Origin of the sequence: Brevundimonas subvibrioides ATCC 15264, assembly GCF_000144605.1 — a bacterium.
In the GTDB taxonomy this organism is placed as follows: Bacteria; Pseudomonadota; Alphaproteobacteria; order Caulobacterales; family Caulobacteraceae; genus Brevundimonas; species Brevundimonas subvibrioides.
Genome location: NC_014375.1, coordinates 301,992 through 326,756, shown reverse-complemented (window position 1 = coordinate 326,756; position 24,765 = coordinate 301,992). Strand labels below are relative to the sequence as shown.

The following is a 24,765-nucleotide window of genomic DNA, read 5'->3' as shown; positions in this document are numbered from 1 at the left end:
TCCGGGTGCGTCGCGGGCCCCTCTCGCCGTGGCGTATCGGGTCGGCTAGAAGGCGATATGAGCCAGACGCCGTCGTCCGTTTCCGCCGAGACCCCCAACAGCGACCGGCGGGCCCTGGCCGTCCTGTTCGCCATCGTCTTCATCAATCTGGTCGGGTTCGGCCTCGTCGTGCCCCTGCTGCCGTTCTTCGGCAGCAGCCTGAACGCCGCCCCGTGGCAGGTGGCGCTGATGTTCTCCGCCTATTCGGTGGGCCAGTTCTTCGCCGAGCCGTTCTGGGGCCGGTTGTCGGACCGGATCGGCCGCAAGCCCGTGCTGCTGATCACCGTCGCGGCCAATGCGGTCGGCTATCTGATGCTGGCCTTCGCCCCGAACATCTGGGTGGCGATCGGCATCCGGCTGTTCACCGGCCTGGGCGCGGGCAATGTCTCGACGGTCCAGGGCTATGTCGCCGACGTCACCCCGCCGGAGAAGCGGGCCGGGCGGATGGGTCTGATCGGGGCGGCGTTCGGAGCCGGCTTCATTGCGGGGCCCGGCCTGAGCGGCATTCTGGTGCGCGAGGACCTAGGGCGGCTGGGTTACCAGTTGCCGATCTTCGCCGCCTGCGGGCTGGCCACCCTGGCGGCGCTCGGCGTTCTGTTCCTGCTGAAGGAAAGCCTGGTGCGCCGGGACGGACCCGCCCCGGCGCGCACGCCGTTCCTGGGCGGTGTCCGGGATGCGGCGGCCAACCCGGTCGTGTCGCGGGTGATCCTGGTCACCCTGATCTACATGGCCGGCTTCTCGGGGATGGAGTCGACCTTCGGCCTGTTCACCGGCGCGCGGTTCGGCTGGGGCGCGCGCGAGGTGGCGTTCTCCTTCATGGCGGTCGGGATCGTCTCGGTGATCTGCCAGTCCCTGGTCACCGGCCGGCTGTCGCGGCGCTTCGGTGAAAGCCGGATGCTGGCGGTGGGCTGCGTCCTGTTCGGCTGCGGCCTGGTGGGCCAGATGCTGGCTCCCGTGGCCTGGGCGGTTCCCGTGGCTATGGGGATCGGTGCGTTCGGGATGGCGATGACCATGCCCAACATCTCGGCGATGATCTCCCGTGCCACGCCGCCGGACCGCCAGGGCGCGATGCTGGGGCTGAACATGGCCGCCAGTTCGTCCGGCCGCATCTTCGGTCCGGTGGTGGCCGGCTTCATGTTCTCCAGTCTCGGCCATGACTGGCCCCTCGCGGTGGGGGCCGTCCTGATGGTGCCCGCGGCCCTGATGGCGCTCAACGCCGGGCGGGCCGTGGCGCGCGAGGCGGCGGTTCCGGCGGCGGCCGAGTGACTCCGCTTGCCCAGTGTCCGCACTTCCGCTACTAGCCGCGCCTTCGCGTAACGAACCGCCGGGCTTACAGGCATGCCTGGGCGGTTCTTAAATCCAGCGGCGATCACCCCTCGGGCTCAAGTAGTCCAAAGGACGATAGCCCACCAAAAGGAACTGAAATGCCCAAATTGAAGACGAAGTCGGGCGCCAAGAAGCGCTTCAAATTCACCGCGACAGGCAAGGTCAAGGCCGGCGTTGCGGGCAAGCGTCACCGCTTGATCAGCCACAACTCCAAATACATCCGCCAGAACCGCGGCACCTCGGTCATGGCCGACGCCGACGCCAAGAAGATCAAGTCCTACATGCCGTACGCCTAAGGCGAACGGACGGACCCAGGCTTTTCACCGCATCGAATTTGAACATCGTCCCTCTAGCAGCCGAGCCCCGCGGGCGAGGCGATAGGGACATCCGAAGGATCACACCATGGCTCGCGTCAAACGCGGCGTAGTTTCCCACGCCAGACACAAGAAGGTTCTCGAACAGGCCAAGGGCTTTTCGGGTCGCCGCAAGAACACCATCCGCACGGCCAAGGCCGCCGTCGACCGCGCCGGCCAGTACGCCTACCGCGACCGCCGCATCAACAAGCGCAACTTCCGCGCCCTGTGGATCCAGCGCATCAACGCCGCCGCCCGTCAGGAAGGCTTTACCTACTCGCAGTTCATGCACGGCCTGTCCAAGGCCGGGATCGAGCTGGACCGCAAGGTCCTGGCCGCGATCGCCATGGACGGCACCGGCTTCTCGGACATCGCCGCCAAGGTGCGCGACGCGCTGAAGTAAGAACGTCCGGTTCGCCGGAATGATCGAAGGCCCCCCGGTTCGCGCCGGGGGGCCTTTGTCGATCATCAGCCAGAGCAATCGGCACTTCAGTCAACGCATGATGTCCAGCGAGAGGTTCATCACAGCGAACACAACGGACCACGGCGAACACGGCGGGATCAAGACTGCGGTGCCATCGCCGATCCCTTCCTTCGGGCGCGACGTCTCGGCGAAGAGAGGATCGGCGGCGACGCCGCCCCTTGTCTCGTTTCGGCGCCAGGGGCGAGCGACGACCGCCACCACTGCTCGGTCCCGTCGTGTCCTCTGTGACCCCGCCGTGCTCGCCGTGATGAACCTTTGAACCGCCGCGCCAGCTCAGTCGACGAACCGCCTAGGCCCCGGCTTTTTCGGCGAAGCTCCACGCGGCCCGGGCCAGGGGCGTCACCTGACGGGCCGTCTCCACGGCATGGGCGGAGGCGGCGGTGCCGTCGCGCACGCGCCCGGCGATGCCCTGGCAGATCGCCGCCAGGCGGAACAGGTTGTAGGCCATGAGCCAGTCCAGATTGCCGGGGGCCTGCAGGCCGCTTCTGGCGGCATAGCGTTCGACCGTCTCGGCGACCGTCGGGATCCCCAGAGCCTCCAGATCCAGCCCCGCCAGACCGTTCCGCACCGTCGGCGGCAGGACCCAGCCGATCAGCAGATAGGAGAAGTCCGCCATGGGGTCGCCCAGGGTCGACAGCTCCCAGTCCAGCACCGCCCGCACCTGCGGCCCGTCGTTGGCCATCATCAGGTTGTCGAGCCGGAAGTCCCCGTGAACGATCCGGGCCGGGCCCTCCGGCGGCAGGCCCTCCGGCAGGAAGGCGATCAGCCGGTCCATCTCCGGGATCGGATCGATCTCCGAGGCCTTGTACTGCTTGGTCCAGCGCCCGACCTGGCGCGCGAAATAGTTGCCCGGCTTGCCATAGTCCGAAAGGCCGATCGCGGCCGGATCGAAGCGGTGCAGGTCGGCCAGGGCGTCGGTCTGGGCCTCGAAGATGGCCCGGCGCTCGGCGGGCTCCATCCCCGGCAGCTTCAGGTCCCAGAGCACCCGCCCCTCGACCCGGGCCATGACGTAGAACATCGAGCCGATGACGCCGTCGTCCGTGCACAGGGCATAGGGCCGGGCCACGGGATACCCTTGGGCATGCAGGGCCGAGATGACGGTGAACTCGCGGTCCACCGCATGGGCGCTGGGCAGCAGGACGCCCGGCGGCTTGCGGCGCAGCACATAGGCCGCCCCGGGCGTGACCAGCTCATAGGTCGGGTTGGACTGTCCGCCCTTGAACTGGCGGATCGTCAGGGGCCCGGCATAGGCCTCGACATGGGCCGCCATCCAGCGGTCCAGCGCGGCCTCGTCGAGGCGGTATCGGGGATCGACCTCCCGCGTTCCGGAAAAGGCGGCCTGGGCGTCTGTAGCGAGGTCTGTCATGCGGTGGCGATGATGGCGGCCTTCACCGCGCGACGCCAGCCCTCGAGCAGCCGCGTGCGTTCGGCCTCGTCCATGCGCGGGGTCCAGACGGCCGGGGCCTCGTCGTTGTGGGGTTCCAGACTGTCGATGAGTCCGGCTCCCAGTGCCGCCAGTCGCGCCGCGCCCAGGGCCGTCATCTCCTGGAAAGCCGGGCGTTCGACCGGAACGCCGCAGATGTCGGCGACGAACTGCATGGCGAAGGCGTTGGCGGTGACGCCGCCGTCGACCTTCAGCACCTTCAGGGGCGGGGCCCCGTCTGTTTCGAGCGCGTCGAGCAGATCGCGCGTCTGATAGGCCAGGGCCTCCAGCGCCGCCCGCACGAAGTGGGCCGGTTTCGAATCGCGGGTCAGGCCGATGACGGCGCCCCGCGCGTCCGGCTCCCACCACGGCGCCCCCAGGCCGGTGAAGCCGGGCACCAGATAGACGCCGCCGTTGTCGGGCAGGGTCTGGGCCACCGCCTCCGAATGGCGGCTGTCGGTGATCATCCCGACGCCGTCCCTCAGCCACTGGATCGCCGACCCGGCCGAGAAGATCGAGCCTTCCAGGGCATAGGCCACGACCCCGCCGACCGAATAGCCCAGGGTGCCCAGAAGGCGACTGGACGAGGCCACGGGGGTGTCGCCCACATTGGCGACCAGGAAGGCCCCGGTGCCATAGGTGATCTTGGCGTCGCCTGGCTTCAGCGCGCCATGGCCGACGAGGGCCGCCTGCTGGTCCCCGGCCGAGCCCGTGATCGGCAGGGCGCGGCCGAACAGGGCAGGGTCGCTTTCGCCCATCGGCTCGGCACAGCCGAGGATGCGGGGCAGGGCCGCTTTCGGAACCTGGAACAGGTCGCACAGGTCGTCGCGCCACTGGAGGGTGGTCAGGTCCATCAGCGAGGTGCGGGATGCATTGGTCGCGTCGGTGACGTGGCGGGCCCCGCCGGTCAGGTTCCAGATCAGCCAGGAATCGATCGTGCCCAGACGGACCTCGCCCCGGGCCGCCCGCTCCCGCGCCCCGGGCACGGCGTCCAGCAGCCAGGCGAATTTGGTGGCCGAGAAATAGGGGTCGAGGATCAGGCCGGTCGCGGCCTGAACCCTGGCTTCGTGCCCTTCGGCCGCCAGACGTGACGAGACGTCGGCTGTCCGGCGGTCCTGCCAGACGATCGCATGATGCAGGGGTTCGCCGGTCGCGGCGTCCCACAGGACCGCGGTTTCCCGCTGGTTGGTGATGCCGATGGCGGAAAAGCGTCCCACGCCTCCGGTCTTGCGGATCACCTCGCGGCAGGTCTGCAGCGTCGCGGTCCAGATCTCGGCGGCGTCATGCTCGACCCAGCCGGATTTGGGAAAATGCTGGGCCAGTTCGATCTGGCTGACCGCGACCGGATGGAGCCCTCCGTCCTCGCGCAGTTCGAAGGCGATGGCCCGGGTGGAGGTCGTGCCCTGGTCGATGGCGAGGATACAGGTCGTCATGAGGCCACCTTACGCGCAGCATCGTCATCGGGTTAAGTGGGGTCATGTCCGATCGCATCGCGTCCTATGAAGGCGTCCTCGACGCCGCCCGCCAGATCGCTCCGGCGGCCGTCCGCACCCCCCTGATCGAAAGCCCGGCCCTGAACGAACGGATGGGCGGGCGCATCCTGCTGAAGGCCGAGACCCTGCAGGTGGCGGGGGCGTTCAAGTTCCGGGGGGCCTACAACCGGATCAGCCGGTTCAGCGCGGACGAGCTGGCCGCCGGCGTCGTCGCCTTTTCGTCCGGCAACCACGCCCAGGGGGTCGCCGCGGCGGCCCGGCTGATGGGCACGCGGGCCGTGATCGTGATGCCGGCCGACAGCCCCGTCATCAAGATCGAGGGCGTGAAGGCCTTCGGCGGCGACGTCCGGCTGTACGACCGCTGGACCGAGAGCCGCGAGGAGATCGGGGCCCAGGTGGCCCGGGAGCGCGGCTCGGTTCTGGTCCCGCCGTTCGACGATCCCTACGTCATCGAGGGGCAGGGCACGACGGCGCTGGAGCTTCTGGAGCAGGCTGACGGTCCCGTCGACCAGTTGATCTGCTGCTGCTCCGGGGGCGGGTTGATGGCGGGGATCAATCTGGTGCTGGAAGCGCGGAGCCCCACCACCCGCAGCTGGGCCGTCGAACCCGAGGCCTTCGACGATACGGCACGTTCTCTGGCCGCGGGCGAGCGGGTCGGCCATCCCCAGGGCCCGCCCTCCATCTGCGACGCGCTGCAGACGCCGATCCCCGGCGTCCTGACCTTTCCGATCAACCGGCGCGTCCTGTCCGGCGCGGTGACGATTTCCGATCCGGAGGCGGCCGACGCCGTCGCCTATGCCTTCCGGACCCTGAAGCTGGTGGTGGAGCCGGGCGGGGCCGCAGCGCTCGCCGCCGTGCTGGCCGGGAAGATCGAAACCGCGGGCCGCACCACCGCCGTCATCCTGTCCGGCGGCAATATCGACCCCGGCCTGTTCGCCCAGATCATCGAAGGCCGGTTCGTCCCGGCCACCCAGGGAGTTTCCGCATGACCAAACCCTACGACCTGCAGTCCCTGATCGGCACGGAGATCGGCGTCTCGCGCTGGATCACCGTCGACCAGGCCCGGATCGATGCTTTCGCCGAGATCACCGAGGACCGTCAGTTCATCCACATCGACCCGGTCGCCGCCAAGGCCACGCCTTTCGGCGGGACGATCGCGCACGGGTTCCTGACCCTCAGCCTCGCCTCGGCCATGTCCTATGACGCGGTCAAGCCGCTGGAGGGGGTCGTGATGGGGGTCAACTACGGCTTCGACAAGCTCAGGTTCCTGGCCCCGGTGCCGGCGGGATCGAAGGTCCGAGGGCGGTTCAAACTCCTCTCCGCCGAGGACAAGGGCGGCGGCCGCTGGCTTCTGAAGCACGAGCTGACCGTCGAGATCGAGGGGGCCGACAAGCCCGCCCTGATCGCCGAATGGCTGGGCATGCAGATGGTCGCGGGGGGCTGATCGCCATGGACGCCCGGGTGTGCATGCTCGATAACCCCGTGACTTCTGTACGGTAATCGACTTGCATCACCACAACGGCGTGACCTTCCTGCTTCTGGCCTATGCGGTCGCGGTGCTCGCCGGCTGGACGGCGCTGGACCTGTTCCAGCGCGTCCGCGGGCGCGAGGGACGCGACCGGGCCCTGTGGCTCGGCGCGGCGGCGTTCGCCATGGGCGGGGGTGTCTGGGCGATGCATTTCATCGCCATGCTGGGCTTCGACCCCGGCGCGCCGGTTCACTACGACCCCCTTCTCACGATCGCGTCGTTCGGCCTCGCCGTGGCCGGTACGGCGGCAGCCTTCACGGCCGCGGCCCGCCAGCAGCTGGGACCGGGGCGGATTCCCCTCGCCGGCACGGTGATGGGCCTGGCCATCGCCAGCATGCACTACGTCGGCATGGCCGCGATGGAGACGACCGCGACGGTCGGATGGCACGCAGGTCAGGTCGGGGTCTCGGTCGCCATCGCCATCGGAGCCTCCATCACCGCGCTCTGGGCCGCCCGGCGTGAAACGTCCCTTCCGTGGCGGACGGTGGCGGCCGCCATTCTGGGCCTGGCGGTCGTGGGCATGCACTACACGGGCATGGCCGCGCTCGAGCTGCGAACGGTCGAGGTCGCCATGGAGGCCGGCGGGGCCTCGCCGCTGGCCATCGCCATCAGCATCGCCGCCGTCACGGCGGGCATCCTGTTCATCGCCCTGGCCGCCTCCATGGCCGACGCGCGCGCGGGCCTGGTCCAGGTGCTGGCCGCGGCCGGGGTGGGCTACTGGGAGGTCAATCTGAAGGACCGTTCCTTCGTCCTGTCGCCGCGCGCCCGCGAGCTGATCTGCCATCCGGCGGATCGTCCGGACGGCGATCTGATGAACCCTGTCTGGCTCGCCGATGCAAACCATGTCGCAGCCCGCGCCGTCGCCCTAGAGGCCGCGATCGCGGGCGAGGCGGACTATGACGTCGAATACCCGATCGTCGGCACCGATCGCTGGGTCCAGTCGCGCGGAAGCCTGGTCCGGTCCCGCTCGGGCCGCCCGCTGAAGCTGGCCGGCGTGGTCAGCGACATCACCGATCGCCGTCGGGCGTTCGAGGCGTTGGAGACCAGCGAACGCCGCCAGAAGCTGCTGATCAACGAATTGAACCACCGGGTGAAGAACACCCTCGCCACCATCCAGTCGATCGCAACCCTGACGGCGCGCCGGTCCGGGTCGGTGGAAGAGTTCTCGCGCCTGTTCGAGGCCCGGCTGATGGCGCTGTCCGACACCCACAACCTGCTGACGGCCTCGGGCTGGGAACAGGCGACGCTGAGCGACCTGCTGGCCAAGGAGTTCCGGCCCTATGCGCCCGAGCAGGTCAGGCTCGAAGGGCCGGACGTCACGTTCGAGGCCCCGCAGGCCCTGGCCATGGGGATGGTGATCCACGAGATGGCCACCAATGCCGCCAAGCACGGGGCGCTCAGCCACCCCGAGGGCTGTGTGACCGCGTCGTGGTCGGAGCCGGGCGACGACGGCCGCATCACGCTCGACTGGGCCGAAACCGGGGGCCCGCCGGCCAGCCCGCCGCGGCAGAGGGGGTTCGGCTCGCGCCTGATCGCCACCAGCCTGAAGGGCGACCTGAACGGGTCCGCGGACATGGACTACAGCGACACCGGGCTGCGGGCGCGGCTGTCTCTGGATCCGGCCCCCGGCCGCCGGGCCGATCCGGCGATCGACGCGGCGCTGGGGACCGTGCCCGCGCCCTAGCCGACGGTCTGCACCGCCTCGCCCGAGGCGATCACGACCAGCTTGCGGTTCACGAACTCCTTGATGCCCACGTCGCCCAGCTCGCGGCCGAAGCCGGAGCGTTTGACGCCGCCGAAAGGCAGTTCGGGCATCGAGGTGGTGGCCGTGTTGATGAAGACCATGCCGGTCTCGATCCGCGTCGCCAGCGTCCGGGCCCGGTCGATGTCGCCGGCGAAGATCGAACCGCCCAGGCCATAGTGGGAATCGTTGGCGATCCGGACGACCTCGTCGTCGTCCTTGACGACATGCACCATGGCGACCGGTCCGAAGAACTCCTCGAAATAGGCGGGATTGTCCCGGGCGATGTCGGTCAGGATGGTGGGTTCGAAGAAGAAGCCGGTGCGGTCGGCCCGCTTGCCGCCTGCGAGCACGGTGGCCCCGGCGGAGACCGCGGCGTCGACCTGCTTTTCGAGCCCGTTCAGGGCGTCCTCCGACGAGAGCGGCCCCAGCGTCGTCGACGGGTCCATCGGGTCGCCGAGAACGGCGGCACCCATATTGGCCTTGAAGGCCGTCAGGAAGGCCTCGGCGACGGCCTCATGGACGATGAACCGCTTGGCCGCGGTGCAGACCTGGCCGGCGTTGGCCAGACGGGCCTGGGTGCCGATCTCGGCGGCCCGTTCGATGTCGGCGTCGTCCAGCACGACGAAGACGTCCGCCCCGCCCAGCTCCAGCGTGGATTTCTTCAGCTTTTCCGACGCCCGGGCCGAGACCTTGCTGCCCGCGTCCTCGGAGCCGGTCAGGGCCACGCCCTGGACCCGGTCGTCGCCGATCAGTTCGGCCACCGTTCCGGACGAGACATAGAGGTTGGTCACCGCCCCCTCCGGCGCGCCCGCGTCTCGGACCAGCTGTTCGAACAGTTCGGCGCAGTGGGGAACGATCCCCGCATGCTTGAACATGACCGGATTGCCGACCGCGATCGCCGGGGCGATGACGCGGATCAGCTGGTAGATCGGAAAGTTCCAGGGCTCCACGGCGATCAGGACGCCGATGGGATGATGCTGGACCCAGGCCTCGCCCAGGTCCGTGTCGATGGTCTCGGGCTTCAGGAACTCGGCCGCGTTCTCGGCATAGTATTTCGCGATCCCGGCGCAGAGCTGGATCTCTCCGGCCCCCTGTTCGACGAGCTTGCCCATCTCGGTGGCCATGGCCTGGGCCAGGGTGTCGGAGCGTTCGGTCAACAGCTCGGCCATGCGGGCCAGGACCGCCAGACGGGGCGCCATGTCGCCCTGCGACCAGTCCGAGCGGAACAGGGCATCGGCCTTCGCCAGCGCCGCCTCGACCTGGGCGTCCGTATGCTCGGGGTATTCCCGGACCAGCTGTTCGGTGAAGGGGTTGAGCGTACGATAGGCCATGGCGTGTCCTCAGGCTGCGGGCTGCGGAAACGTCAGGCATGCGTCGCGGTTGCCGCGACACAGTGGCAGCGCCCGGGGCAGGGCGGGGATCAGCCCTCGCCGAGGCACCTCAGCGCGACTTCCAGATTGCGCAGGCCGTCCTCGCCCGTGACGGCCGGGGCCTCGCCGGTGCGGATGGCGTGGGCGAAGCTTTCCAGCTCCTTCTTCAGCGGTTCGTTGGGCCAGGAGTTGACCGCGCGGGTCTGGTAGCTGCCGTCGGGTTGCTGGCCGAAATACTCGGTGACCTGGCGGGTCATCAGGTCGGCGACGACGAACTTGCCCTGGGTCGCGACCTGAAGGGTGCGAACCTTGTAGGGCGTGACCCAATTTGTGGTGATGTGGGCGATCACGCCGTTGTCCATGCGGAACTGGAGCAGGGCGGTGTCCTCGCGCTCGGCGCGGGTGCGGGCCAGCTGCGGCTGGACCTCGGCGACCTCGGAACCGGTCAGGTGGCGGATGATGTCGATGTCGTGCACCGCCAGGTCGATGACCACGCCCACCTCGCCCATGCGCGGAGGGAAGGGGCCGACGCGCGTGATCTGGATCGAGATGACCTGTTCGTCGGCGATGGCGCGTTTGACCGCCTCGACCGCCGGATTGAACCGCTCGACCTGACCGACCATCAGCACGCGGTCGTTGGCCTTCGCTGCGTCGATCATGCGCCGGGCATCGGCGACGGTGGCGGCGATCGGCTTCTCGACCAGGACGTGGACGCCCTTTTCCAGCAGAGCCACCGACAGGTCGGCGTGGGTGCGGTTGGGGGTGGAAACCACGGCTGCGTCCAGCCCGGCGTCGACGAAGGCCTGGGCCGTCGTGACCGGGGTCGCGTCGTACAGATCGGCCACGCCCTTCGCGGTCAGGTCGTCCATGTCGAAGATGGTCGTGACATCGAAGTCGCGGATGTCGGACAGGACGCGGGCGTGGTTGCGGCCCATGACGCCGACGCCGGCGACGCCGACCTTCAGGGGGGCGGGATGGTTCGGCATGGTGTGTCCTAGCCCTTGTAGCTGGCGACGGCGGCGACGATCCGGTCCTGGGTCGCCTCGTCCAGATCGGAGTGCATCGGCAGGCTGATGACCGTCTCCTTCTTGGCCTCGGTCACCGGCAGGCCCTGCGGGCCGCGCGGATGGTGCTCATAGGCCGGCTGGAGGTGGCAGGGGATGGGGTAATAGACCGCCGAGGGCACGCCCTCATTCTTCAGGTGGGCGGCCAGACCGTCCCGGTCCGGATGCTCGATCGTGTACTGGGCCCAGTTCGAGACGTTGCCGGCCGGCACGAAGGGCACGGCGGTCACGTGGGGGGCCAGCAGGTCGTTGTAGCGGGCGGCGATACGGTTGCGCCATTCGATCTCCTCGGGGAAGACCTTCAGCTTCTCGATCAGGACGGCGGCCTGGACCGTGTCGAGGCGCGAGTTCATCCCGACCCGCATGTTCAGATATTTGGTGTCGTGCTCGAAGGTCCGACCCACCAGGTCCTTGGCGACCGCCTTGCCGTGCACGCGGTAGGAATCCATCTCCTGGGCCAGGTCGTCGTCGTCGGTCAGGACCGCGCCGCCGTCGCCGTAGCAGCCCAGCGGCTTGGCGGGGAAGAAGCTGGCGGTGGTCACGTCGGCCCATTTCAGCGGGTGATCGCCGTTGATGGTGCAGCCGAAGCCCTGGGCCGAATCCGAGATCAGCTTCAGGCCGTGCCGGTCGCAGATCGCCCGGATCGCCGGATAGTCGGCGGGCTGGCCGAACAGGTCGACCGCGATGACGACCCTGGGCCGCAGCTTGCCTTCGGCGATCGTGGCCTCGATGGCGGCCTCCAGATGGCCGGGATCCATGTTGTAGGTCTTCGCGTCGATGTCGATGAAGACCGGCGTCGCGCCCAGCCACGGCACGACCTCGGCGGTGGCGCAGAAGGTGAAGGAGGGCACGAAGACCGCGTCGCCCGGACGGATGCCCCAGGCCATCAGCGGCAGGACCAGGGCCTCGGTCCCGTTGGCGCAGCCCAGGGCGTGCTTCGCCTGGCCGAAGGTCGCCAGCGCCTGTTCGAACTCGCGCACCGGCGGGCCCATCACATAGGCCCCGCTCTCGACGGCGGCCATCATGGCGGCCTCGATCTTGCCGCCCAGACGGCGGCGCTGGGCCTGCAGGTCGATGAAGGCGATGCTCATGGGGGTGCCTCTCTGCGGACGGCCTCGCCGTCGAAGGTGGTCGCGGTCTAGCCCACCGGACCGGTGAACGCCAAACACGACGGGGTCACTTCGCGTTGCGCCTTGCAACGGTCGCTTCTACCAGTGGCCGGTCAGTACCCGGAGTGCCTTGCCTTGACCGATCCCCAGCCCAGTGTCCCCGCGGTCTTTCTGGACCGCGACGGCGTCCTGATCGAGGACAGCGGCTATCCGCATCTGGACGAGCACCTGATCCTGATCCCCGGGGCGGCCGAGGCGGTGCGGCGGCTGAACGGCCTGGGCTATATGGCGGTCATCGTGACCAACCAGTCCGGCGTGGCGCGCGGCCTGTTCGACGAGGACCGGATGAACCGGTTCAACGACCTGCTCGTGCGGCGGCTGGCCGGCAAGGGCGCCCGGATCGGCGCGGTCTATGCCTGCCCGTTCCACGCGGAGGCGCAGGACCCGCGATACCGGCACCCGGACCACCCGGACCGCAAACCCAATCCCGGGATGATCCTGCGGGCCATCGCCGACCATCACATCGACCCGGCGCGGTCCTTCCTGATCGGGGACCGCCAGAGCGACCTGGAGGCAGCCCGACGGGCCAGTCTGCCGGGCTTTCTGTTCGAGGGCGGCAATCTGGATCATTTCGTCCGCGACCTGCTGGGCGGTTGATCGCAATTCGTCCGGCGATGAAATAGATCTGGTCCGACGCGGGGGCGTTGTTGTCAGGAAGGCGATCCGATGCCCGATTCAAACGGTTTTTCCGAACGGCGATGGACCTCGTCCGACGGCCTCAGCCTGTTCGCGCGCGACTATCCGGGGGCGGACGGTCCGGCGAAACTGCCGGTGATCGCCATCCACGGCCTGACGCGCAACAGCGCCGACTTCGACGCCATCGCGCCCCTGATCGCGCGGGGCGGCCGGCGCGTTCTGGCGCTGGACGTGCGCGGTCGCGGCCGGTCGGATCGCGCCACCGATCCCATGACCTACCAGCCGCCGGTCTATGCCAAGGACGTCCTGGCCCTGCTGGAACAGGCCGGCATCGCGCGCGCCGTCTTCCTGGGCACCTCCATGGGCGGGCTGATCACCATGGCGCTGGCGGCCCTGAAGACCCGCGTCGTCGCCGCCGCCATCCTGAACGACATCGGCCCCCAGGTGTCGCCCGAGGGCCTGGCCCGGATCGCCGCCTATTCTGGCCAGCCGGTCGAGACCCCGACCTGGGAGGCCGCCGCCGCCTATGCGAAGCGGATCAACAGCGTCGCCCTGCCGCACTATTCGGATGCGGACTGGGACGCCTTCGCGCGCCGGACCTTCCGCGAGGGGACGGAAGGCTCGCCGGTCCTCGACTACGACCCCGACATCGCCGTGCCGATCCGGGCGGCGGGGCCCAAGGCCCTGGCCCCGAACCTGTGGCCGTACTTCCGCCGCCTGGCCCGCAAGCGCCCGACCCTGCTGATCCGGGGCGCGACCTCGGACCTGCTGGGGGCCGACATCGCCGACCGGATGAAGAAGGCCGCCCCGGACATGGCCTATGCCGAGGTTCCCGGCGTCGGCCATGCGCCGATGCTGGACGAACCGGAAGCGAAGGCCGCGATCTTCGAGTTCCTGCGGGACATTCCCTGACCAGACGGCCGGGACCGAGGTGCCACAAAAAACGGGTGCCACGCCTGCCACAGCGACAGAAAAGCGAGCGTTCTCAAGGGCCGGACCGGACTGGCGCCCGGGATCGTGCCAGATTATCGGAAATCGGGCGGTCCTGACCGGCGCGCGTTCCTCACACCCCGACCTGTCAAAGACCCGCCGTTCCAGATGGAAGCGGACAGGATCGGACGCAAGAGCGCGTCAGGAATAAATTCCTTTATTCGGGTCTCGGTCAGGCCTTGCGGACGAACTCGGTCCTGAGCACCAGGCCGCGCACCTTGTCGACATTGGCCTCGATCTCGTCGGTGTCGTCGGTCAGGCGGATGTTCTTGACCATCGTGCCGCGCTTCAGCGTCACCCCGCCCGAGCCCTTGACCTTCAGGTCCTTGATCAGGGTCACGCTGTCGCCGTCAGACAGGATGTTGCCGTTGGAATCTTTCGTCGGAGTGTCGCTCACGTCGGGGTCCGTTCAGTTCAGGCCCACGCTCGACTGCAGGCTGGCGAAGATGGCGGCCGTGTCGTAGCCGACGCCCGCCTTGAAGACGAGGGGCATGCGGTCCAGCGCGGCCGCATCGGCCACCGGGTCGCCGTCGACCAGCACCAGATCGGCCCGCTTGCCCGCCTCGATGGAGCCGATGTCCGCCTCCCGGCCCAGGAACCGCGCGCCGTCCAGGGTGGCGATCCGCACCGCCGCCTCGATCGGAAAGCCGGCCTCGACCATCAACTGCAGCTGGCGCTTGGACGACCAGCCTGGGATGACGCCGCCGTAGCCGGTCGGGTCGGTGCCGGCGACCAGTCGCCCGCCCGCGTTGGCGAAGTTCCGCTCCATCCGCATCATCCGCTGCAGGAAGCCGGGCGCGGCCGGGTTGGTGCTGGCCTGCACTCGCGTCCAGCCCGCCTCGTACTGCGCGCGGATCTGGGGGATCAGCAGGTCGCGCGCGGCCTCGGGGGCCATGGGCCGGCCTGGGGTGGTGGTCTCGAAGATGGTCAGGGTCGAGGTCAGGGTGACGTCGTGATCGACCAGGAACCGGATCAGGGCCGCCGCCTCGGGCCCGTCGGGGTCCAGCGCCATCAGCGAGGCCTGGACCGCGCCGCCGGTCGGGCAGACATCGGGCTGTTTGTCGGCGACGAAATCGCTGGCGGCGTAGAAGCCGTGCTCCAGATTGTCGATGCCCGCCTCGGCCGCCTCGCGATAGGTGACCGAGCACAGGTGGCCGGTGACGCGCTGGTCCCGCGCATGGGCCAGCTCGACGATCCGGGCCAGTTCGGCCCGGGTGATCTGCATATAGACCTTGTAGGAGGTGGCCCCCTCGTCGGCCCAGTAGGTCACCATCCGCTCGGCATCGGCGACGTCGCCCAGGGCGTTGACCTTCAGGATCGGCAGGCCCGGCCCGTTCAGATAGGGGGCGGTCACGTCGATGTCCGGTCCCGGGATCCGTCCGGCCGCGATCTCGTCGCGCAGGTTCAGGTCGGCATAGGGGGCCATGGTCCCGGCCGTGCGCAGGCTGGTCACGCCGCCGGCCAGGTACAGGCGGGGAAAGCTGTAGACCATCTCGGTATAGTTGGCCCGGCCGGTCGGGTAGAACATGTGCTCGTGCATCAGCACGAGGCCGGGCATCAGGGTCTTGCCCCGGCCGTCGATGACGGTGGCGTCGCCGGTGTCGGTCAGCTCGGCCGCCGGAGCGACGCGAACGATCCGGCCGTTCTCCATCAGCACGCTCATGCCCGGCCGCGCGGCCGCTCCGGTCCCGTCGATCAGCTGGACGTCGCGGATCAGGATGCGGGACTGGGCATAGGCGACATAGGGCGCGGGGCCGGCGGCCTGTGTCGGGGTTGCGGCAGGGGCCTGCGCCTGAACCGGTACGGCCGTGAAAAGGGCGGTGGCGGCGAGCAGGGCGCGGATCAGGGATCGGGTCATGATCCATCCAAGCCCGCCCTGCGCCCCCTGTCGAGGGGCCCGGTCGGGCGTCGGCGTCAGGGGACGTTGGCGTCCAGCTCGTCCAGCCACACCCGCGCGTTGCCGTCCGAGGGCGCGCGCCAGTCGCCGCGCGGCGACAGGGAGCCGCCGGTGACGACCTTGGGCCCGTTGGGCAGGGCCGAGCGCTTGAACTGGCTGGTCTGGAAGAAGCGGACCAGGAATTTCCGCAGCCAGCCCTTGATGGTCGGCAGATCGTAACTGACGCGTTCGGCGTCGGGCGTGTTCGCCGGCCAGTGGCCGCGGGCGGCATCGCCCCAGGCCTGATGGGCCAGGAAGGCGACCTTCGACGGGCTCATGCCGTAACGGGTGATGTGGAACAGGAAGAAGTCGTTCAGCGCATAGGGGCCGACGGTGGCTTCCGTCGACTGGATCTGTCCGTCCGCGCCGGCCGGGACCAATTCGGGCGAGATCTCCGTGTCCAGAATGGCGTACAGGACGTCGGCCGCACCGCCATCGGGCTCGCGATCGGCGACCCAGCGGATCAGGTGCCGGATCAGGGTCTTCGCCACGCCGCCGTTGACGTTGTAGTGGCTCATATGGTCGCCGACGCCATAGGTGGCCCAGCCCAGCGCCAGTTCCGACAGGTCGCCGGTGCCCAGCACGAAGGCCCGGTTCTGGTTGGCCAGCCGGAACAGGTAGTCGGTGCGCAAGCCCGCCTGAACGTTCTCGAAGGTGATGTCGTGGACGGGCTGGCCGTCCGCATAGGGATGTTTGATGTCGGCCAGCATGCGCTCGGCGGCGGGGCGGATGTCGATCTCCGCGCCCGTGACTCCGAGGGCGGTCATCAGGGCCCAGGCGTTGGACTTCGTCCCGTCCGAGGTCGCGAAACCCGGCATGGTGAAGCCGAGGATGTTCGTCCGCGGCAGGTTCAGCCGGTCGAAGGCGCGGCAGGCGACCAGTAGGGCCTGGGTCGAATCCAGACCGCCCGACACGCCGATGCACAGCCGCTCGGCCCCCGTCGCCGTCATCCGGCGCATCAGGCCCTGGACCTGGATGTTGAAGGCCTCGAAACAGTCCTGGTCCAGACGGGCGGGATCGTCCGGTACGAAGGGGAACCGGTCCAGCGGGCGGATCAACGGCCCGGCGGGCGCGGCGTCGCGGGTCCGGAACCCCAGCCGGATATAGCCTTCCTCGTCCAGCTCGCGCCGGGCGCAGTCGGCGAAGGTGCCGTTGCGCAGCCGGTCCTGGCCGATCCGCTCGATGTCGATGTCGGCGACCGTCAGATGGCTCTCCAGCGCGAACCGCTCGCCCGACGCCAGTTTCGCGCCCAGTTCGTGGATCGTCGCCTGACCGTCCCAGGCCAGGTCGGTGGTGCTTTCGCCCCAGCCGGAGGCGGTGAAGACGTAGGCCGACAGGGTCCGCGCCGACTGGCTGGAACACAGCATGGCGCGTTCGTCCGCCTTGCCGATGACGATGTTGGAGGCCGACAGGTTCAGCAGGATGCGCGCGCCCGCCAGGGCCTGACGGGTGGACGGCGGCACGGGGGCCCAGAAGTCCTCGCAGATCTCGACGCCGACGACGAAGCCCGGCCGGTCGTCGGCCTCGAACAGCAGCCGCGTGCCGACCCAGCTGTCCTGGCCGCCGATCCGGAGCGTCTCCGCCCCGATGTCGTCGCCGGACGAGAACCAGCGCTTCTCGTAGTATTCGCGGTAGTTCGGCAGATAGGTCTTGGGCACGACGCCGGTGACCTCGCCGCCCGCCAGCACCACGGCGGTGTTCAGCAGGCGGTCGCCATGCCGGACGGGGGCGCCGACGACCGCGACCAGCCCCGCCTCGCCCGCGACCCGGGCCAGATGCCCGATCTGGCGATCGACCTCGGCCAGCAGGGCCGCCTGCATGTGCAGATCGTCGATGGCGTAGCCGCTCAGGCTCAGCTCGGGGAAGACGATGAGGTCGCAACCCTGTGCGCCCGCCTGGCGAATCAGGGCGACGTGTTCTTCGGCATTGGCGGCCGGGTCGGCGATATGGACCACCGGCGTGGCCGCCGCGACGCGGACGAAGCCGTGGGTGCGGGGGGCGTGGAACGGGTGCGGTTCGGCCAAGGCAGGTCCTCGAGACGGGTTATGCTCATATAGAGCCAAAGTCGCGACATGGCCACGTTACCCCGTGACCTGCCCGCCCGCGACGGCTAAAGCCCTTCCCTATGACCGACACGCCGAAGAAGGGCTGGTTCCAGCGCCTCAGCGCGGGGCTGGCCCGCTCCAGCCAGCAGATGACCGAGACGGTCGTGGGCACCTTCGTCAAGGAGCCGCTGAGCGAGGCCGCGCTGGACCGGCTGGAAGAGCATCTGCTGGAAAGCGATCTGGGGCCGGCCGCCACGGACCGCATCGTCGCCCGCTTCCGCGAGCTGAGGTTCGGCAAGGTGTCCGACGAGCGCGAGGTCAAGGAGGCCCTGGCCGAGGCGGTCGCCGCCGAGCTGCTGCCGCGTCAGGCGACCTTCGATCCGCTGTCGGAGGGCATCAAGCCGTATGTCGTGCTGTTCGTCGGCGTCAACGGATCGGGCAAGACCACGACGCTGGGCAAGATCGCCGCCGACCTGACGGGCAAGGGCGCCAGGGTCATGATCGTGGCCGGCGACACCTTCCGCGCCGCCGCCCGCGAGCAGCTGAAGGTCTGGGCCGAGCGCGCCGGGGCCGATTTCGAGAGTCGCCGCGACGGGGCCGACCCGGCGGGCCTCGCGTTCGATGCCTACACCAAGGCCAGGGCCGAGAACTACGACGTCATCCTGATCGACACGGCCGGGCGGCTGCAGAACAAGTCCGCCCTGATGGACGAGCTGCTTAAGATCGTTCGGGTGCTGAAGAAGATCGATCCGGACGCGCCGCACGAGACCCTGCTGGTGCTGGACGCCACCGTGGGCCGCAACGCCCTGGCCCAGGAACAGATCTTCGGCCGAACCGCCTTCGTGTCGGGTCTGGTGATGACCAAGCTGGACGGCACTGCGCGCGGCGGGGTCCTGGTGCCCGTGGCCCAGGCGTCCGATGCCCCCATCAAGCTGATCGGGGTGGGCGAGGGGATCGACGACCTGCAACCCTTCGACGCCCGGGCGTTCGCGCGCTCGCTGGTCGGACTGGAAGACTAGACCATGACCGACGCACAGCCCCCCCGCGCCGGCCCGCCGCCCTGGGTCCGCCAGCTGGTCGATTTCGGCGCGCTTCTGGCGTTTGGCGTGACCTTCCTGGTCTTCCGCCTGCGCGGCCTGCCGGGCGACGAGGCCCTGGTGCATGCGACCTGGGCGCTGGTCGGCGGGTCGGCCGTCGCCGTGATCGTCGGCCTGCTGGTCGAGAAGCGACTGGCGCTGATGCCGCTGCTGGTCGGCGGGTTCGCCCTGGTGTTCGGGGTCCTGACCCTGCTGACCAATGACGACGTCTGGGTCAAGGTGAAGGTGACGGTGCTGAACGCCTCCCTGGCCGTGGCGCTTCTGGGCGGTCTGCGGCTGGGCAAACAGCCGCTGAAGGCCCTGCTGGGCACCGTCCTGCCGATCAACGACGCGGCGTGGCGGACGCTGACGTTCCGCTACGGGCTCTATTTTCTGGCCGTGGCCGTGGTCAACGAGCTGGTGCGGTCGGAGGCCCTGGTGGCCTGGGTCGCGGCGCGGGTCGGCATGACGGGCGTCGATCCGGCCGACGTCTGGGTCAGCTTCCGCGGCGTGCTGTGGATCGCCTCGTCCGTGTTCGGCCTGTCGCAGGTGCCGCTGATCATGAAGAACATGCTGCCCGACGCGGACAGGGACGGCCCCGTCGACCCGTCGGCCCCCGCCCGGCCCGACACCGCGCCCTGAGCCGAAAGACAATACTGTTTGCGCTCAGGTCGGGAGGCTCCGCGAGCCGACCATAGCGCCCCGCGTCAGCGGCCAGGCAAACTGCGCTCAAGCAGGGCGCGCCCGTGGCGCGAACGATAGCGCGCCGTGACAACGGCCCGGCGCGCAGCGCCATAAATCTGTAAAGCGTCACTGATAACCCTCCGCATACGGCAGAGGGATGCGTTCGATGGTCAAGTCCGGCAAACAGGCGAGGCGGGCGGGAACGCTGGCGGATTCGCCCAGCCATCTGATGCACCGGGTGCTGCAGCTGGCGCTCGACATCTATTCCGAGGAAGCCGGGTCCGACGGTCCCACCCAGCGCCAGTTCGCGGTAATGGAGGCCGTGTCGGTCAAGTCCGGCCTGACCCAGACCGATCTGGTCAAGGCGACGGGCATCGATCGCTCCACCCTGGCCGATCTGGTCGCCCGCATGACCACCAAGGGCCTTCTGGCCCGCGAACGCTCCAGCCTGGATGCCCGCGCCATGGCCGTCAGCCTGTCGGACGAGGGCAAGGCCTTGCTGGAGGCGGCCCGTCCCCGCGTCGAGGCGGCCGACAAGCGGATCATGGGTCTGCTGCCCAAGGGCAAGCGCGACGTGTTTCTGGAACTGCTGGGCGAACTGGCCGCCTCCGCCGATGCCGCGCCTGAACAGGCCAAGGCCGACGCCAAGGCGCTGAAGAAGGCCCAGAAGGAAGCCCGGAAGGCGGAAAAGGCGGCGAGGAAGGCGGCCGAGCCCGCCGGCAAGGTCCGCAAGGCCAAGAAGGCGAAGGTCGCCGAGCCGGTCGCCTAGACCCGGATATCCAGCAGCTGACCCGGGCGGGGCAGGCGCGGGGTGTCGGAGGCTGACGCGGTTGCGGTCGTGGGTGCCGGGCGCTGGGGCGCGGCCGCCTGAACGTCCCCCATCGCGGCCCGGAAGAAGGCCGCCTGGGCCGCGCGCATCTGGACCGCCTGGCCGTTCGGGGCGGTCGGCAGGGTGGCCGGCAGGTCGGGACGAATCGCGCTCATGCGGACAGGGTTAACGATTCCTGTCGATAAAGGGTTAACGGGATTGTGGGGGCGCTGAAGCCCGGCCCGCCGCAGCCTCGCGGCTTGAGCGCGGGTCTATCGCGACGTGGCGGTGGGCAGGGGGCGCGAGGGGGCGACCAGGGCGTCGGTCATCCGTTTCAGGTCGGCGTCGGTCAGCAGGGGGCCGGAGGACTTGGCCACCACCTCGCCCATGGCGTTGACGGCGAAACTCTCGGGCACGCCCGAAATCCCCATCTCCAGACCCGCCCGGCCGTCCTGATCGACCAGGACCATGGCGAAGGGGTCGCCCAGTTCGTCGAGGAAGGCCTGGGTGGCCTCGGGTTCGTCCTTGTAGGCGATGCCGACGACAGCGATCCCCTGGGCCTGCAGCTTGAGCAGCTGGGGGTGCTCGACCCGGCAGGGGGCGCACCAGCTGGCGAAGACGTTGACGATCATCGGCTTGCCGACGCCGGCCGTGCGGATGTCGACATTCTGGGGGCCGGGCACGCCGTCCTGCAGGATGGGCAGGACCGTCTCCGGCACCGTCTGGCCGACCAGGGCGGCGGGCTTGAACTCCGGATCGCGCTTCAGCGACCAGCCGATGAACAGCACGGCCAGCAAGGCCAGCACCACCAGCGGGATGATGGAGAACCAGCGGCTCATTCTTGTGGGCCTACCGCGCGGGGCGCTACTTGAGGCCGGTCGGCGGGCGTGTCTTCCAGCCGCTTCAGCTCGGCCTTCCATTTGCGCGACGCAGCCACCGCGCGCGCGACGACCGCGCCCAGCACGAGGGCGCTGATCCCCCAGGCGGGCCAGACGAAGGCGGCATAGGGGCTCATGTCCAGGTCGAACATTCAGGCCTCCAGCGCCATGCGGGCACGGATCGACTGGACCCGACGGCGGACGATCTCTGTGCGGATGGACGTCAGCCAGACGGCCAGGAACAGGGCCCCGTAGGCGGCCATCATGGTCAGCAGGGGGGCGAGGAAGACAGGGGCCAGGGCGGTTCCCCCCTCGCGCAGCAGCGACGCCGGCTGATGCAGGGTGTTCCACCAGTCGACAGAGAATTTCACGATCGGCAGGTTGATCAAACCGACCAGCCCCAGGATGGCGGCGGCCCGGGCCGCGCGGGCCTCGTCGTCGATGGCGGACCGCAGGGCCATGTAGCCGAGGTAGAAGAGGAACAGCACCAGCACGCTGGTCAGCCGCGCGTCCCAGACCCACCAGGTCCCCCACATGGGCTGGCCCCACAGCGAGCCCGTCACCAGCGCCAGCAGGGTGAAGGCGGCACCGGGCAGGGCCGCCGCCCGCGCCGCCGCATCCGCCAGCGGATGGCGGAAGACGAGGGCGAAGAAGCTGGAGATCCCCAGCGCCGAATAGGCCATCAGCCCCAGCGACGACGCCGGCACATGGACGAACATGATGCGGACGGTGTCGCCTTGCTGATAGTCGCCCGGGGCGGTGAAGCTCAGCCAGATCCCCACCAGCAGAAGCGCGACGGCCACGACCCACAGCACCGGCACAAGCGGCCGGGTGAACGACATGAAGCGTTGGGGATTGGCGAGGCCGAACATGTCTTTGCGCTCTACGCGGGGCCGCGACGCCGGGCAAGGGCGCGGTCGTCGCGGACGAACGGCGTCCGGCGGATCAGGCGAACTCGGCTTCGAGGTCGGACAGGCGCGCGGCCTGGTCCTCGGCGATCAGGGCGTTCAGCAGGGCGTCCAGATCGCCCTCCAGGATCTGGGGCAGGCTGTGCAGGGTCAGGCCAATCCGGTGGTCGGTCACCCGCCCTTGCGGGAAGTTGTAGGTGCGGATGCGTTCGGACCGGTCGCCCGACCCGACCTGGGACTTGCGCGCGTCCGAGCGGGCGTTGTCCTTCATCTGGCGCTGCATGTCGTACAGCCGGACCCGCAGGTTCTTCATCGCCTTGTCGCGATTGACGTGCTGGGACTTTTCCGAGGACGTCACCACGATCCCGGACGGGAAGTGGGTGATCCGCACCGCGGAGTCCGTCTTGTTGACGTGCTGGCCGCCCGAGCCGGAGGCGCGGTAGGTGTCGATGCGGATGTCCTTGTCCTGGATGTCGATCTCGACGTCCTCGACCTCGGGCAGGACGGCGACGGTGGCCGCCGAGGTGTGGATGCGGCCGCCGGCCTCGGTGGTCGGCACGCGCTGGACCCGGTGCACGCCGCTCTCGAACTTCAGCCGGCCGAAGACGCCGTCGCCGGTGACCGTGGCGATGATTTCCTTGTAGCCGCCGGCGTCGCCCTCGGTGGCGCTGTCCAGCTCGACCTTCCAGCCGCGCGTGGACGCGTAGCGGGAATACATGCGGAACAGGTCGCCCGCGAACAGGGCCGCCTCGTCCCCGCCGGTGCCGGCGCGGACTTCCAGCACGGCCGAGGCGTTCTCGTCGGCGTCGCGCGGGGCCAGCAGCAGGGCGACGTCGCGCTCCATCTCCGGCAGGCGGGCGTTCAGCGTCTCCAGCTCGTCGGCCACCATGGCCGCCATCTCGGGATCGGCCGTCATGGCCTGAAGCTCCTCGATCTCCGTCCTGGCCTTGGCCAGAGCAAGCACCGCGTCCGCCACCGGCTTCATCTCGGCGTGCTCCTTGGACAGGCGCACGATCTCCTGCCCGTCGCTGGCCGCGCCCATGCGCGCCTCCACCTGGTGGAAGCGGTCCAGGACCTGGTCGAGCTTGGACTGGGGCAGATGCAAGGGGATATTCCGGCAGCAGGCGAAGGCGCGGTTCATACTCCGCCACGGCAGGCCATGTCGATGCGCGCCCCGGTCACGGCCGGATGTCGCGCTTGTGCGCCGGCGTCACGATGGCGTCAGGACGGTTACGCGGTCGGGCCCGCCTTCCTAGGTTGAGGCGAGCCGCAGAGGGAATTCGACCATGTCAGACACCGCAGACTCCGCCCGTACCGCGGACGAGACGGCGATCGCCGAAACGGATCGTCATCGTCTCGAGGCGCTTCTGGAGCGCTACGACGGACTGATCCGGGACGGGCGACGGCCCGGCCCGTCCGAGGCGGCGGAACTGTCGGCCATGGCGGGGATCTTCGATCTGGACCCCAGACGTCCGTTCGAGGCGGTGTGGCCGGATCTGCGGGCCATCCTGACCGCCCAGGCCCCCCGCGTGCCGGACGAGGTGGCGATCTTCGCCCCGTCGGACGGCCTGACGCTGATGATCGTCGAGGACGATCCGGCCATGGCCCAGGACCTGACCGCCCTGATGGTCGAGGCGGGCCATGCGGTGGTGGGGCCCTTCCACAGCGCCGAGGCGGCCGAGGCGGCCGCGGCGCTTCACGGCATCGATGTGGCGCTTCTGGACATCAACCTGTCGGGCGAGGGCGACGGGGCGACCCTGGGGCGCCGGCTCAAGACCCGCTGGGGCACCCGGGTGATCTTCCTGTCCGGGAATGTGACGGCCGCCGCGCGGCATGCCGATATCGCCGAGGCGATCGTGATAAAACCCTATCGCGCGGCCGATGTGCTCGGCGCGCTCCAGCGCGCGGTCCCCGGCCGGTCGGGCCAGGGTCGGGCCTGATCGCAGGAACGCTATCGACCGCGGGCAGTTTTTCCCGCTGCAGACACGCTTCGCTACAGGCTACGGGTCGGGACAGAGGGCGTGAATGGACACATTTTTCCTGTTTCTGCTGGTCGGGGTCGTGGCCCAGGCGGTCGATGGCGCGCTGGGGATGGCCTATGGCGTGATCTCGTCGTCTGTGCTGCTGGCCTTCGGCGTGCCGCCGGCGACCGCCTCGGCCAGCGTGCATGGCGCCGAGGTGTTTACGACCGCGGCCTCGGCGGGATCCCACATCTGGCACCGGAACGTGGAATGGCGGCTGCTGGTGCCCCTGGCCGTCGCCGGCGTCATCGGCGGCTGCCTCGGGGCCTATGTCCTGGCCGGCCTCGACGGTGACGTGATCAAGCCCTTCATCGTCGCCTATCTGGCCGGCATGGGTTGCTACATCCTGTATCGCGCCACCCGGGACCAGAAACCGCGCCACATCCCCCGCTGGCTGGTCGCGCCGCTGGGCCTCGTCGGCGGTTTCTTCGACGCCATCGGCGGGGGCGGCTGGGGGCCGACGGTCTCCTCGGCCATGGTCGGCGCCGGGGCCGAGCCGCGGCGGGCGATCGGGACCGTCAATACGGCCGAGTTCTTCCTGACCGTGGCGATCTCCGCGACCTTCGTCTGGGCCCTGATGACAGGGCACTGGAAGGACGCCGATGCGCTGGAGAACCATCTCCCGGCCGTGGCCGGTCTGGTCGTCGGCGGTCTGATGGCCGCGCCCTTCGCCGGATGGATCACGAAAACCGTGCCCCAGCGCGCCCTCACCTATGGCGTCGGCGGCCTGCTGCTGCTGCTCGCCGGCTTCCAGGGTCTGCAGCTGGCGGGCGTGTTCGCCTGACCGGCA

The 24,765-nt window shown here is 69.4% G+C and carries 26 protein-coding genes; 13 read left to right on the top strand and 13 right to left on the bottom strand.

Features of this window, described 5'->3' with window-relative positions; genetic code table 11:
- Positions 1 to 57: 57 nt before the first annotated feature.
- The 3 genes from BRESU_RS01715 (at position 58) to rplT (ending at position 2,121) form a co-directional block, all read left to right on the top strand.
- On the top strand, positions 58 to 1,305 hold the full coding sequence (locus BRESU_RS01715) for an MFS transporter (RefSeq protein WP_013267759.1): 1,248 nt from the start codon (positions 58 to 60) through the stop codon (positions 1,303 to 1,305).
- Between the two features lie 158 nt (positions 1,306 to 1,463).
- Entirely contained in the window at positions 1,464 to 1,661 is a 198-nt protein-coding gene (rpmI, locus tag BRESU_RS01710) for a 50S ribosomal protein L35 (protein WP_003166435.1), read from the top strand.
- Between the two features lie 106 nt (positions 1,662 to 1,767).
- Positions 1,768 to 2,121 (top strand): 50S ribosomal protein L20, encoded by a 354-nt coding sequence (gene rplT, locus BRESU_RS01705; protein ID WP_013267758.1) that lies wholly within the window; start codon positions 1,768 to 1,770, stop codon positions 2,119 to 2,121.
- Positions 2,122 to 2,491: 370 nt separating this feature from the next.
- Here the strand turns inward: rplT and BRESU_RS01695 are convergent, their stop codons facing one another.
- A complete protein-coding gene (locus tag BRESU_RS01695; RefSeq protein WP_013267757.1) occupies positions 2,492 to 3,568 on the bottom strand; it encodes a phosphotransferase family protein in 1,077 nt (358 codons plus the stop codon).
- Positions 3,565 to 5,058: a glycerol kinase GlpK gene (gene glpK / locus BRESU_RS01690; protein ID WP_013267756.1), complete on the bottom strand. Its 1,494-nt coding sequence runs from the start codon at positions 5,056 to 5,058 to the stop codon at positions 3,565 to 3,567. Before glpK ends, BRESU_RS01695 begins: the two co-directional genes overlap by 4 nt.
- A gap of 44 nt (positions 5,059 to 5,102) precedes the next feature.
- Between glpK and BRESU_RS01685 the strand changes: the two genes are divergently transcribed.
- The 3 genes from BRESU_RS01685 to BRESU_RS16725 all read left to right on the top strand — a co-directional run bounded on the left by BRESU_RS01685 (position 5,103) and on the right by BRESU_RS16725 (position 8,330).
- On the top strand, positions 5,103 to 6,107 hold the full coding sequence (locus tag BRESU_RS01685; protein WP_013267755.1) for a threonine ammonia-lyase: 1,005 nt from the start codon (positions 5,103 to 5,105) through the stop codon (positions 6,105 to 6,107).
- Positions 6,104 to 6,562 (top strand): MaoC family dehydratase, encoded by a 459-nt coding sequence (locus BRESU_RS01680; RefSeq protein WP_013267754.1) that lies wholly within the window; start codon positions 6,104 to 6,106, stop codon positions 6,560 to 6,562. Before BRESU_RS01685 ends, BRESU_RS01680 begins: the two co-directional genes overlap by 4 nt.
- A gap of 61 nt (positions 6,563 to 6,623) precedes the next feature.
- Positions 6,624 to 8,330, top strand: a complete 1,707-nt coding sequence (locus BRESU_RS16725) for an MHYT domain-containing protein (RefSeq protein ID WP_013267753.1) — start codon at positions 6,624 to 6,626, stop codon at positions 8,328 to 8,330.
- Here the strand turns inward: BRESU_RS16725 and BRESU_RS01670 are convergent.
- The 3 genes from BRESU_RS01670 to BRESU_RS01660 form a co-directional block, all read right to left on the bottom strand.
- A complete protein-coding gene (locus BRESU_RS01670; RefSeq protein ID WP_013267752.1) occupies positions 8,327 to 9,721 on the bottom strand; it encodes an NAD-dependent succinate-semialdehyde dehydrogenase in 1,395 nt (464 codons plus the stop codon). The two genes, BRESU_RS16725 and BRESU_RS01670, sit on opposite strands and share 4 nt — an antisense overlap.
- Positions 9,722 to 9,810: 89 nt before the next feature.
- Positions 9,811 to 10,746: a Gfo/Idh/MocA family protein gene (locus BRESU_RS01665; protein ID WP_013267751.1), complete on the bottom strand. Its 936-nt coding sequence runs from the start codon at positions 10,744 to 10,746 to the stop codon at positions 9,811 to 9,813.
- Between the two features lie 8 nt (positions 10,747 to 10,754).
- On the bottom strand, positions 10,755 to 11,915 hold the full coding sequence (locus BRESU_RS01660) for a DegT/DnrJ/EryC1/StrS family aminotransferase (protein ID WP_013267750.1): 1,161 nt from the start codon (positions 11,913 to 11,915) through the stop codon (positions 10,755 to 10,757).
- A 153-nt stretch (positions 11,916 to 12,068) separates the two neighbouring features.
- Between BRESU_RS01660 and BRESU_RS01655 the strand changes: the two genes are divergently transcribed.
- The gene (locus BRESU_RS01655) at positions 12,069 to 12,590 is read left to right on the top strand and encodes a D-glycero-alpha-D-manno-heptose-1,7-bisphosphate 7-phosphatase (RefSeq protein ID WP_013267749.1); all 522 of its coding nucleotides are present in this window, start codon (positions 12,069 to 12,071) and stop codon (positions 12,588 to 12,590) included.
- A gap of 69 nt (positions 12,591 to 12,659) precedes the next feature.
- Positions 12,660 to 13,541: an alpha/beta fold hydrolase gene (locus BRESU_RS01650; RefSeq protein WP_013267748.1), complete on the top strand. Its 882-nt coding sequence runs from the start codon at positions 12,660 to 12,662 to the stop codon at positions 13,539 to 13,541.
- 250 nt (positions 13,542 to 13,791) lie between these two features.
- Here the strand turns inward: BRESU_RS01650 and BRESU_RS01645 are convergent, their stop codons facing one another.
- Genes BRESU_RS01645 through BRESU_RS01635 form a run of 3 tightly spaced genes read right to left on the bottom strand, consistent with a single transcriptional unit; the run spans position 13,792 to position 17,579 of the window.
- Entirely contained in the window at positions 13,792 to 14,016 is a 225-nt protein-coding gene (locus BRESU_RS01645) for an alkylphosphonate utilization protein (protein WP_013267747.1), read from the bottom strand.
- Between the two features lie 12 nt (positions 14,017 to 14,028).
- Positions 14,029 to 15,477 carry an amidohydrolase family protein gene (locus BRESU_RS01640; RefSeq protein ID WP_013267746.1) on the bottom strand — a complete coding sequence of 483 codons (1,449 nt, stop codon included), beginning with the start codon at positions 15,475 to 15,477 and terminating at the stop codon, positions 14,029 to 14,031.
- A gap of 56 nt (positions 15,478 to 15,533) precedes the next feature.
- Positions 15,534 to 17,579 carry an NAD(+) synthase gene (locus tag BRESU_RS01635; protein WP_013267745.1) on the bottom strand — a complete coding sequence of 682 codons (2,046 nt, stop codon included), beginning with the start codon at positions 17,577 to 17,579 and terminating at the stop codon, positions 15,534 to 15,536.
- Positions 17,580 to 17,680: 101 nt separating this feature from the next.
- On the opposite strand from BRESU_RS01635, the gene ftsY reads away from it, so the two are divergent.
- The 3 genes from ftsY to BRESU_RS01620 all read left to right on the top strand — a co-directional run bounded on the left by ftsY (position 17,681) and on the right by BRESU_RS01620 (position 20,129).
- A complete protein-coding gene (gene ftsY, locus BRESU_RS01630; protein WP_013267744.1) occupies positions 17,681 to 18,619 on the top strand; it encodes a signal recognition particle-docking protein FtsY in 939 nt (312 codons plus the stop codon).
- Positions 18,620 to 18,622: 3 nt separating this feature from the next.
- Complete coding sequence (locus tag BRESU_RS01625; protein ID WP_013267743.1) at positions 18,623 to 19,318, top strand: inner membrane-spanning protein YciB; 696 nt, start codon at positions 18,623 to 18,625, stop codon at positions 19,316 to 19,318.
- A 208-nt stretch (positions 19,319 to 19,526) separates the two neighbouring features.
- The gene (locus BRESU_RS01620) at positions 19,527 to 20,129 is read left to right on the top strand and encodes a MarR family winged helix-turn-helix transcriptional regulator (protein ID WP_013267742.1); all 603 of its coding nucleotides are present in this window, start codon (positions 19,527 to 19,529) and stop codon (positions 20,127 to 20,129) included.
- On the opposite strand, the gene BRESU_RS01615 is transcribed toward BRESU_RS01620, so the two are convergent.
- The 5 genes from BRESU_RS01615 to prfA all read right to left on the bottom strand — a co-directional run bounded on the left by BRESU_RS01615 (position 20,126) and on the right by prfA (position 23,059).
- Positions 20,126 to 20,344: a hypothetical protein gene (locus BRESU_RS01615; RefSeq protein ID WP_013267741.1), complete on the bottom strand. Its 219-nt coding sequence runs from the start codon at positions 20,342 to 20,344 to the stop codon at positions 20,126 to 20,128. The two genes, BRESU_RS01620 and BRESU_RS01615, sit on opposite strands and share 4 nt — an antisense overlap.
- A gap of 96 nt (positions 20,345 to 20,440) precedes the next feature.
- Positions 20,441 to 21,007: a DsbE family thiol:disulfide interchange protein gene (locus BRESU_RS01610; RefSeq protein ID WP_013267740.1), complete on the bottom strand. Its 567-nt coding sequence runs from the start codon at positions 21,005 to 21,007 to the stop codon at positions 20,441 to 20,443.
- On the bottom strand, positions 21,004 to 21,198 hold the full coding sequence (ccmD, locus tag BRESU_RS01605; protein WP_013267739.1) for a heme exporter protein CcmD: 195 nt from the start codon (positions 21,196 to 21,198) through the stop codon (positions 21,004 to 21,006). Before ccmD ends, BRESU_RS01610 begins: the two co-directional genes overlap by 4 nt.
- A complete protein-coding gene (gene ccmC, locus BRESU_RS01600) occupies positions 21,199 to 21,918 on the bottom strand; it encodes a heme ABC transporter permease CcmC (protein WP_013267738.1) in 720 nt (239 codons plus the stop codon). It abuts the gene before it with no gap.
- A gap of 73 nt (positions 21,919 to 21,991) precedes the next feature.
- Complete coding sequence (gene prfA / locus BRESU_RS01595) at positions 21,992 to 23,059, bottom strand: peptide chain release factor 1 (RefSeq protein ID WP_041761853.1); 1,068 nt, start codon at positions 23,057 to 23,059, stop codon at positions 21,992 to 21,994.
- Between the two features lie 181 nt (positions 23,060 to 23,240).
- On the opposite strand from prfA, the gene BRESU_RS01590 reads away from it, so the two are divergent.
- Positions 23,241 to 23,894 (top strand): response regulator, encoded by a 654-nt coding sequence (locus BRESU_RS01590; protein ID WP_013267736.1) that lies wholly within the window; start codon positions 23,241 to 23,243, stop codon positions 23,892 to 23,894.
- A gap of 85 nt (positions 23,895 to 23,979) precedes the next feature.
- On the top strand, positions 23,980 to 24,759 hold the full coding sequence (locus BRESU_RS01585; RefSeq protein ID WP_013267735.1) for a sulfite exporter TauE/SafE family protein: 780 nt from the start codon (positions 23,980 to 23,982) through the stop codon (positions 24,757 to 24,759).
- Positions 24,760 to 24,765 lie beyond the last annotated feature (6 nt).

Coding starts and splice junctions, on each gene's coding strand:
- BRESU_RS01615 (WP_013267741.1), bottom strand. CDS start 20,344: ATGAGCGCGATTCGTCCCGACCTGCCGGCCACCCTGCCGACCGCCCCG.
- BRESU_RS01665 (WP_013267751.1), bottom strand. CDS start 10,746: ATGCCGAACCATCCCGCCCCCCTGAAGGTCGGCGTCGCCGGCGTCGGC.
- BRESU_RS01610 (WP_013267740.1), bottom strand. CDS start 21,007: ATGAGCCGCTGGTTCTCCATCATCCCGCTGGTGGTGCTGGCCTTGCTG.
- BRESU_RS01640 (WP_013267746.1), bottom strand. CDS start 15,477: ATGACCCGATCCCTGATCCGCGCCCTGCTCGCCGCCACCGCCCTTTTC.
- BRESU_RS01620 (WP_013267742.1), top strand. CDS start 19,527: ATGGTCAAGTCCGGCAAACAGGCGAGGCGGGCGGGAACGCTGGCGGAT.
- BRESU_RS01695 (WP_013267757.1), bottom strand. CDS start 3,568: ATGACAGACCTCGCTACAGACGCCCAGGCCGCCTTTTCCGGAACGCGG.
- BRESU_RS01625 (WP_013267743.1), top strand. CDS start 18,623: ATGACCGACGCACAGCCCCCCCGCGCCGGCCCGCCGCCCTGGGTCCGC.
- BRESU_RS01685 (WP_013267755.1), top strand. CDS start 5,103: ATGTCCGATCGCATCGCGTCCTATGAAGGCGTCCTCGACGCCGCCCGC.
- BRESU_RS01590 (WP_013267736.1), top strand. CDS start 23,241: ATGTCAGACACCGCAGACTCCGCCCGTACCGCGGACGAGACGGCGATC.
- BRESU_RS01680 (WP_013267754.1), top strand. CDS start 6,104: ATGACCAAACCCTACGACCTGCAGTCCCTGATCGGCACGGAGATCGGC.
- rplT (WP_013267758.1), top strand. CDS start 1,768: ATGGCTCGCGTCAAACGCGGCGTAGTTTCCCACGCCAGACACAAGAAG.
- ccmC (WP_013267738.1), bottom strand. CDS start 21,918: ATGTTCGGCCTCGCCAATCCCCAACGCTTCATGTCGTTCACCCGGCCG.
- ccmD (WP_013267739.1), bottom strand. CDS start 21,198: ATGTTCGACCTGGACATGAGCCCCTATGCCGCCTTCGTCTGGCCCGCC.
- BRESU_RS01670 (WP_013267752.1), bottom strand. CDS start 9,721: ATGGCCTATCGTACGCTCAACCCCTTCACCGAACAGCTGGTCCGGGAA.
- BRESU_RS01715 (WP_013267759.1), top strand. CDS start 58: ATGAGCCAGACGCCGTCGTCCGTTTCCGCCGAGACCCCCAACAGCGAC.
- BRESU_RS01650 (WP_013267748.1), top strand. CDS start 12,660: ATGCCCGATTCAAACGGTTTTTCCGAACGGCGATGGACCTCGTCCGAC.
- glpK (WP_013267756.1), bottom strand. CDS start 5,058: ATGACGACCTGTATCCTCGCCATCGACCAGGGCACGACCTCCACCCGG.
- rpmI (WP_003166435.1), top strand. CDS start 1,464: ATGCCCAAATTGAAGACGAAGTCGGGCGCCAAGAAGCGCTTCAAATTC.
- BRESU_RS01585 (WP_013267735.1), top strand. CDS start 23,980: ATGGACACATTTTTCCTGTTTCTGCTGGTCGGGGTCGTGGCCCAGGCG.
- ftsY (WP_013267744.1), top strand. CDS start 17,681: ATGACCGACACGCCGAAGAAGGGCTGGTTCCAGCGCCTCAGCGCGGGG.
- BRESU_RS01660 (WP_013267750.1), bottom strand. CDS start 11,915: ATGAGCATCGCCTTCATCGACCTGCAGGCCCAGCGCCGCCGTCTGGGC.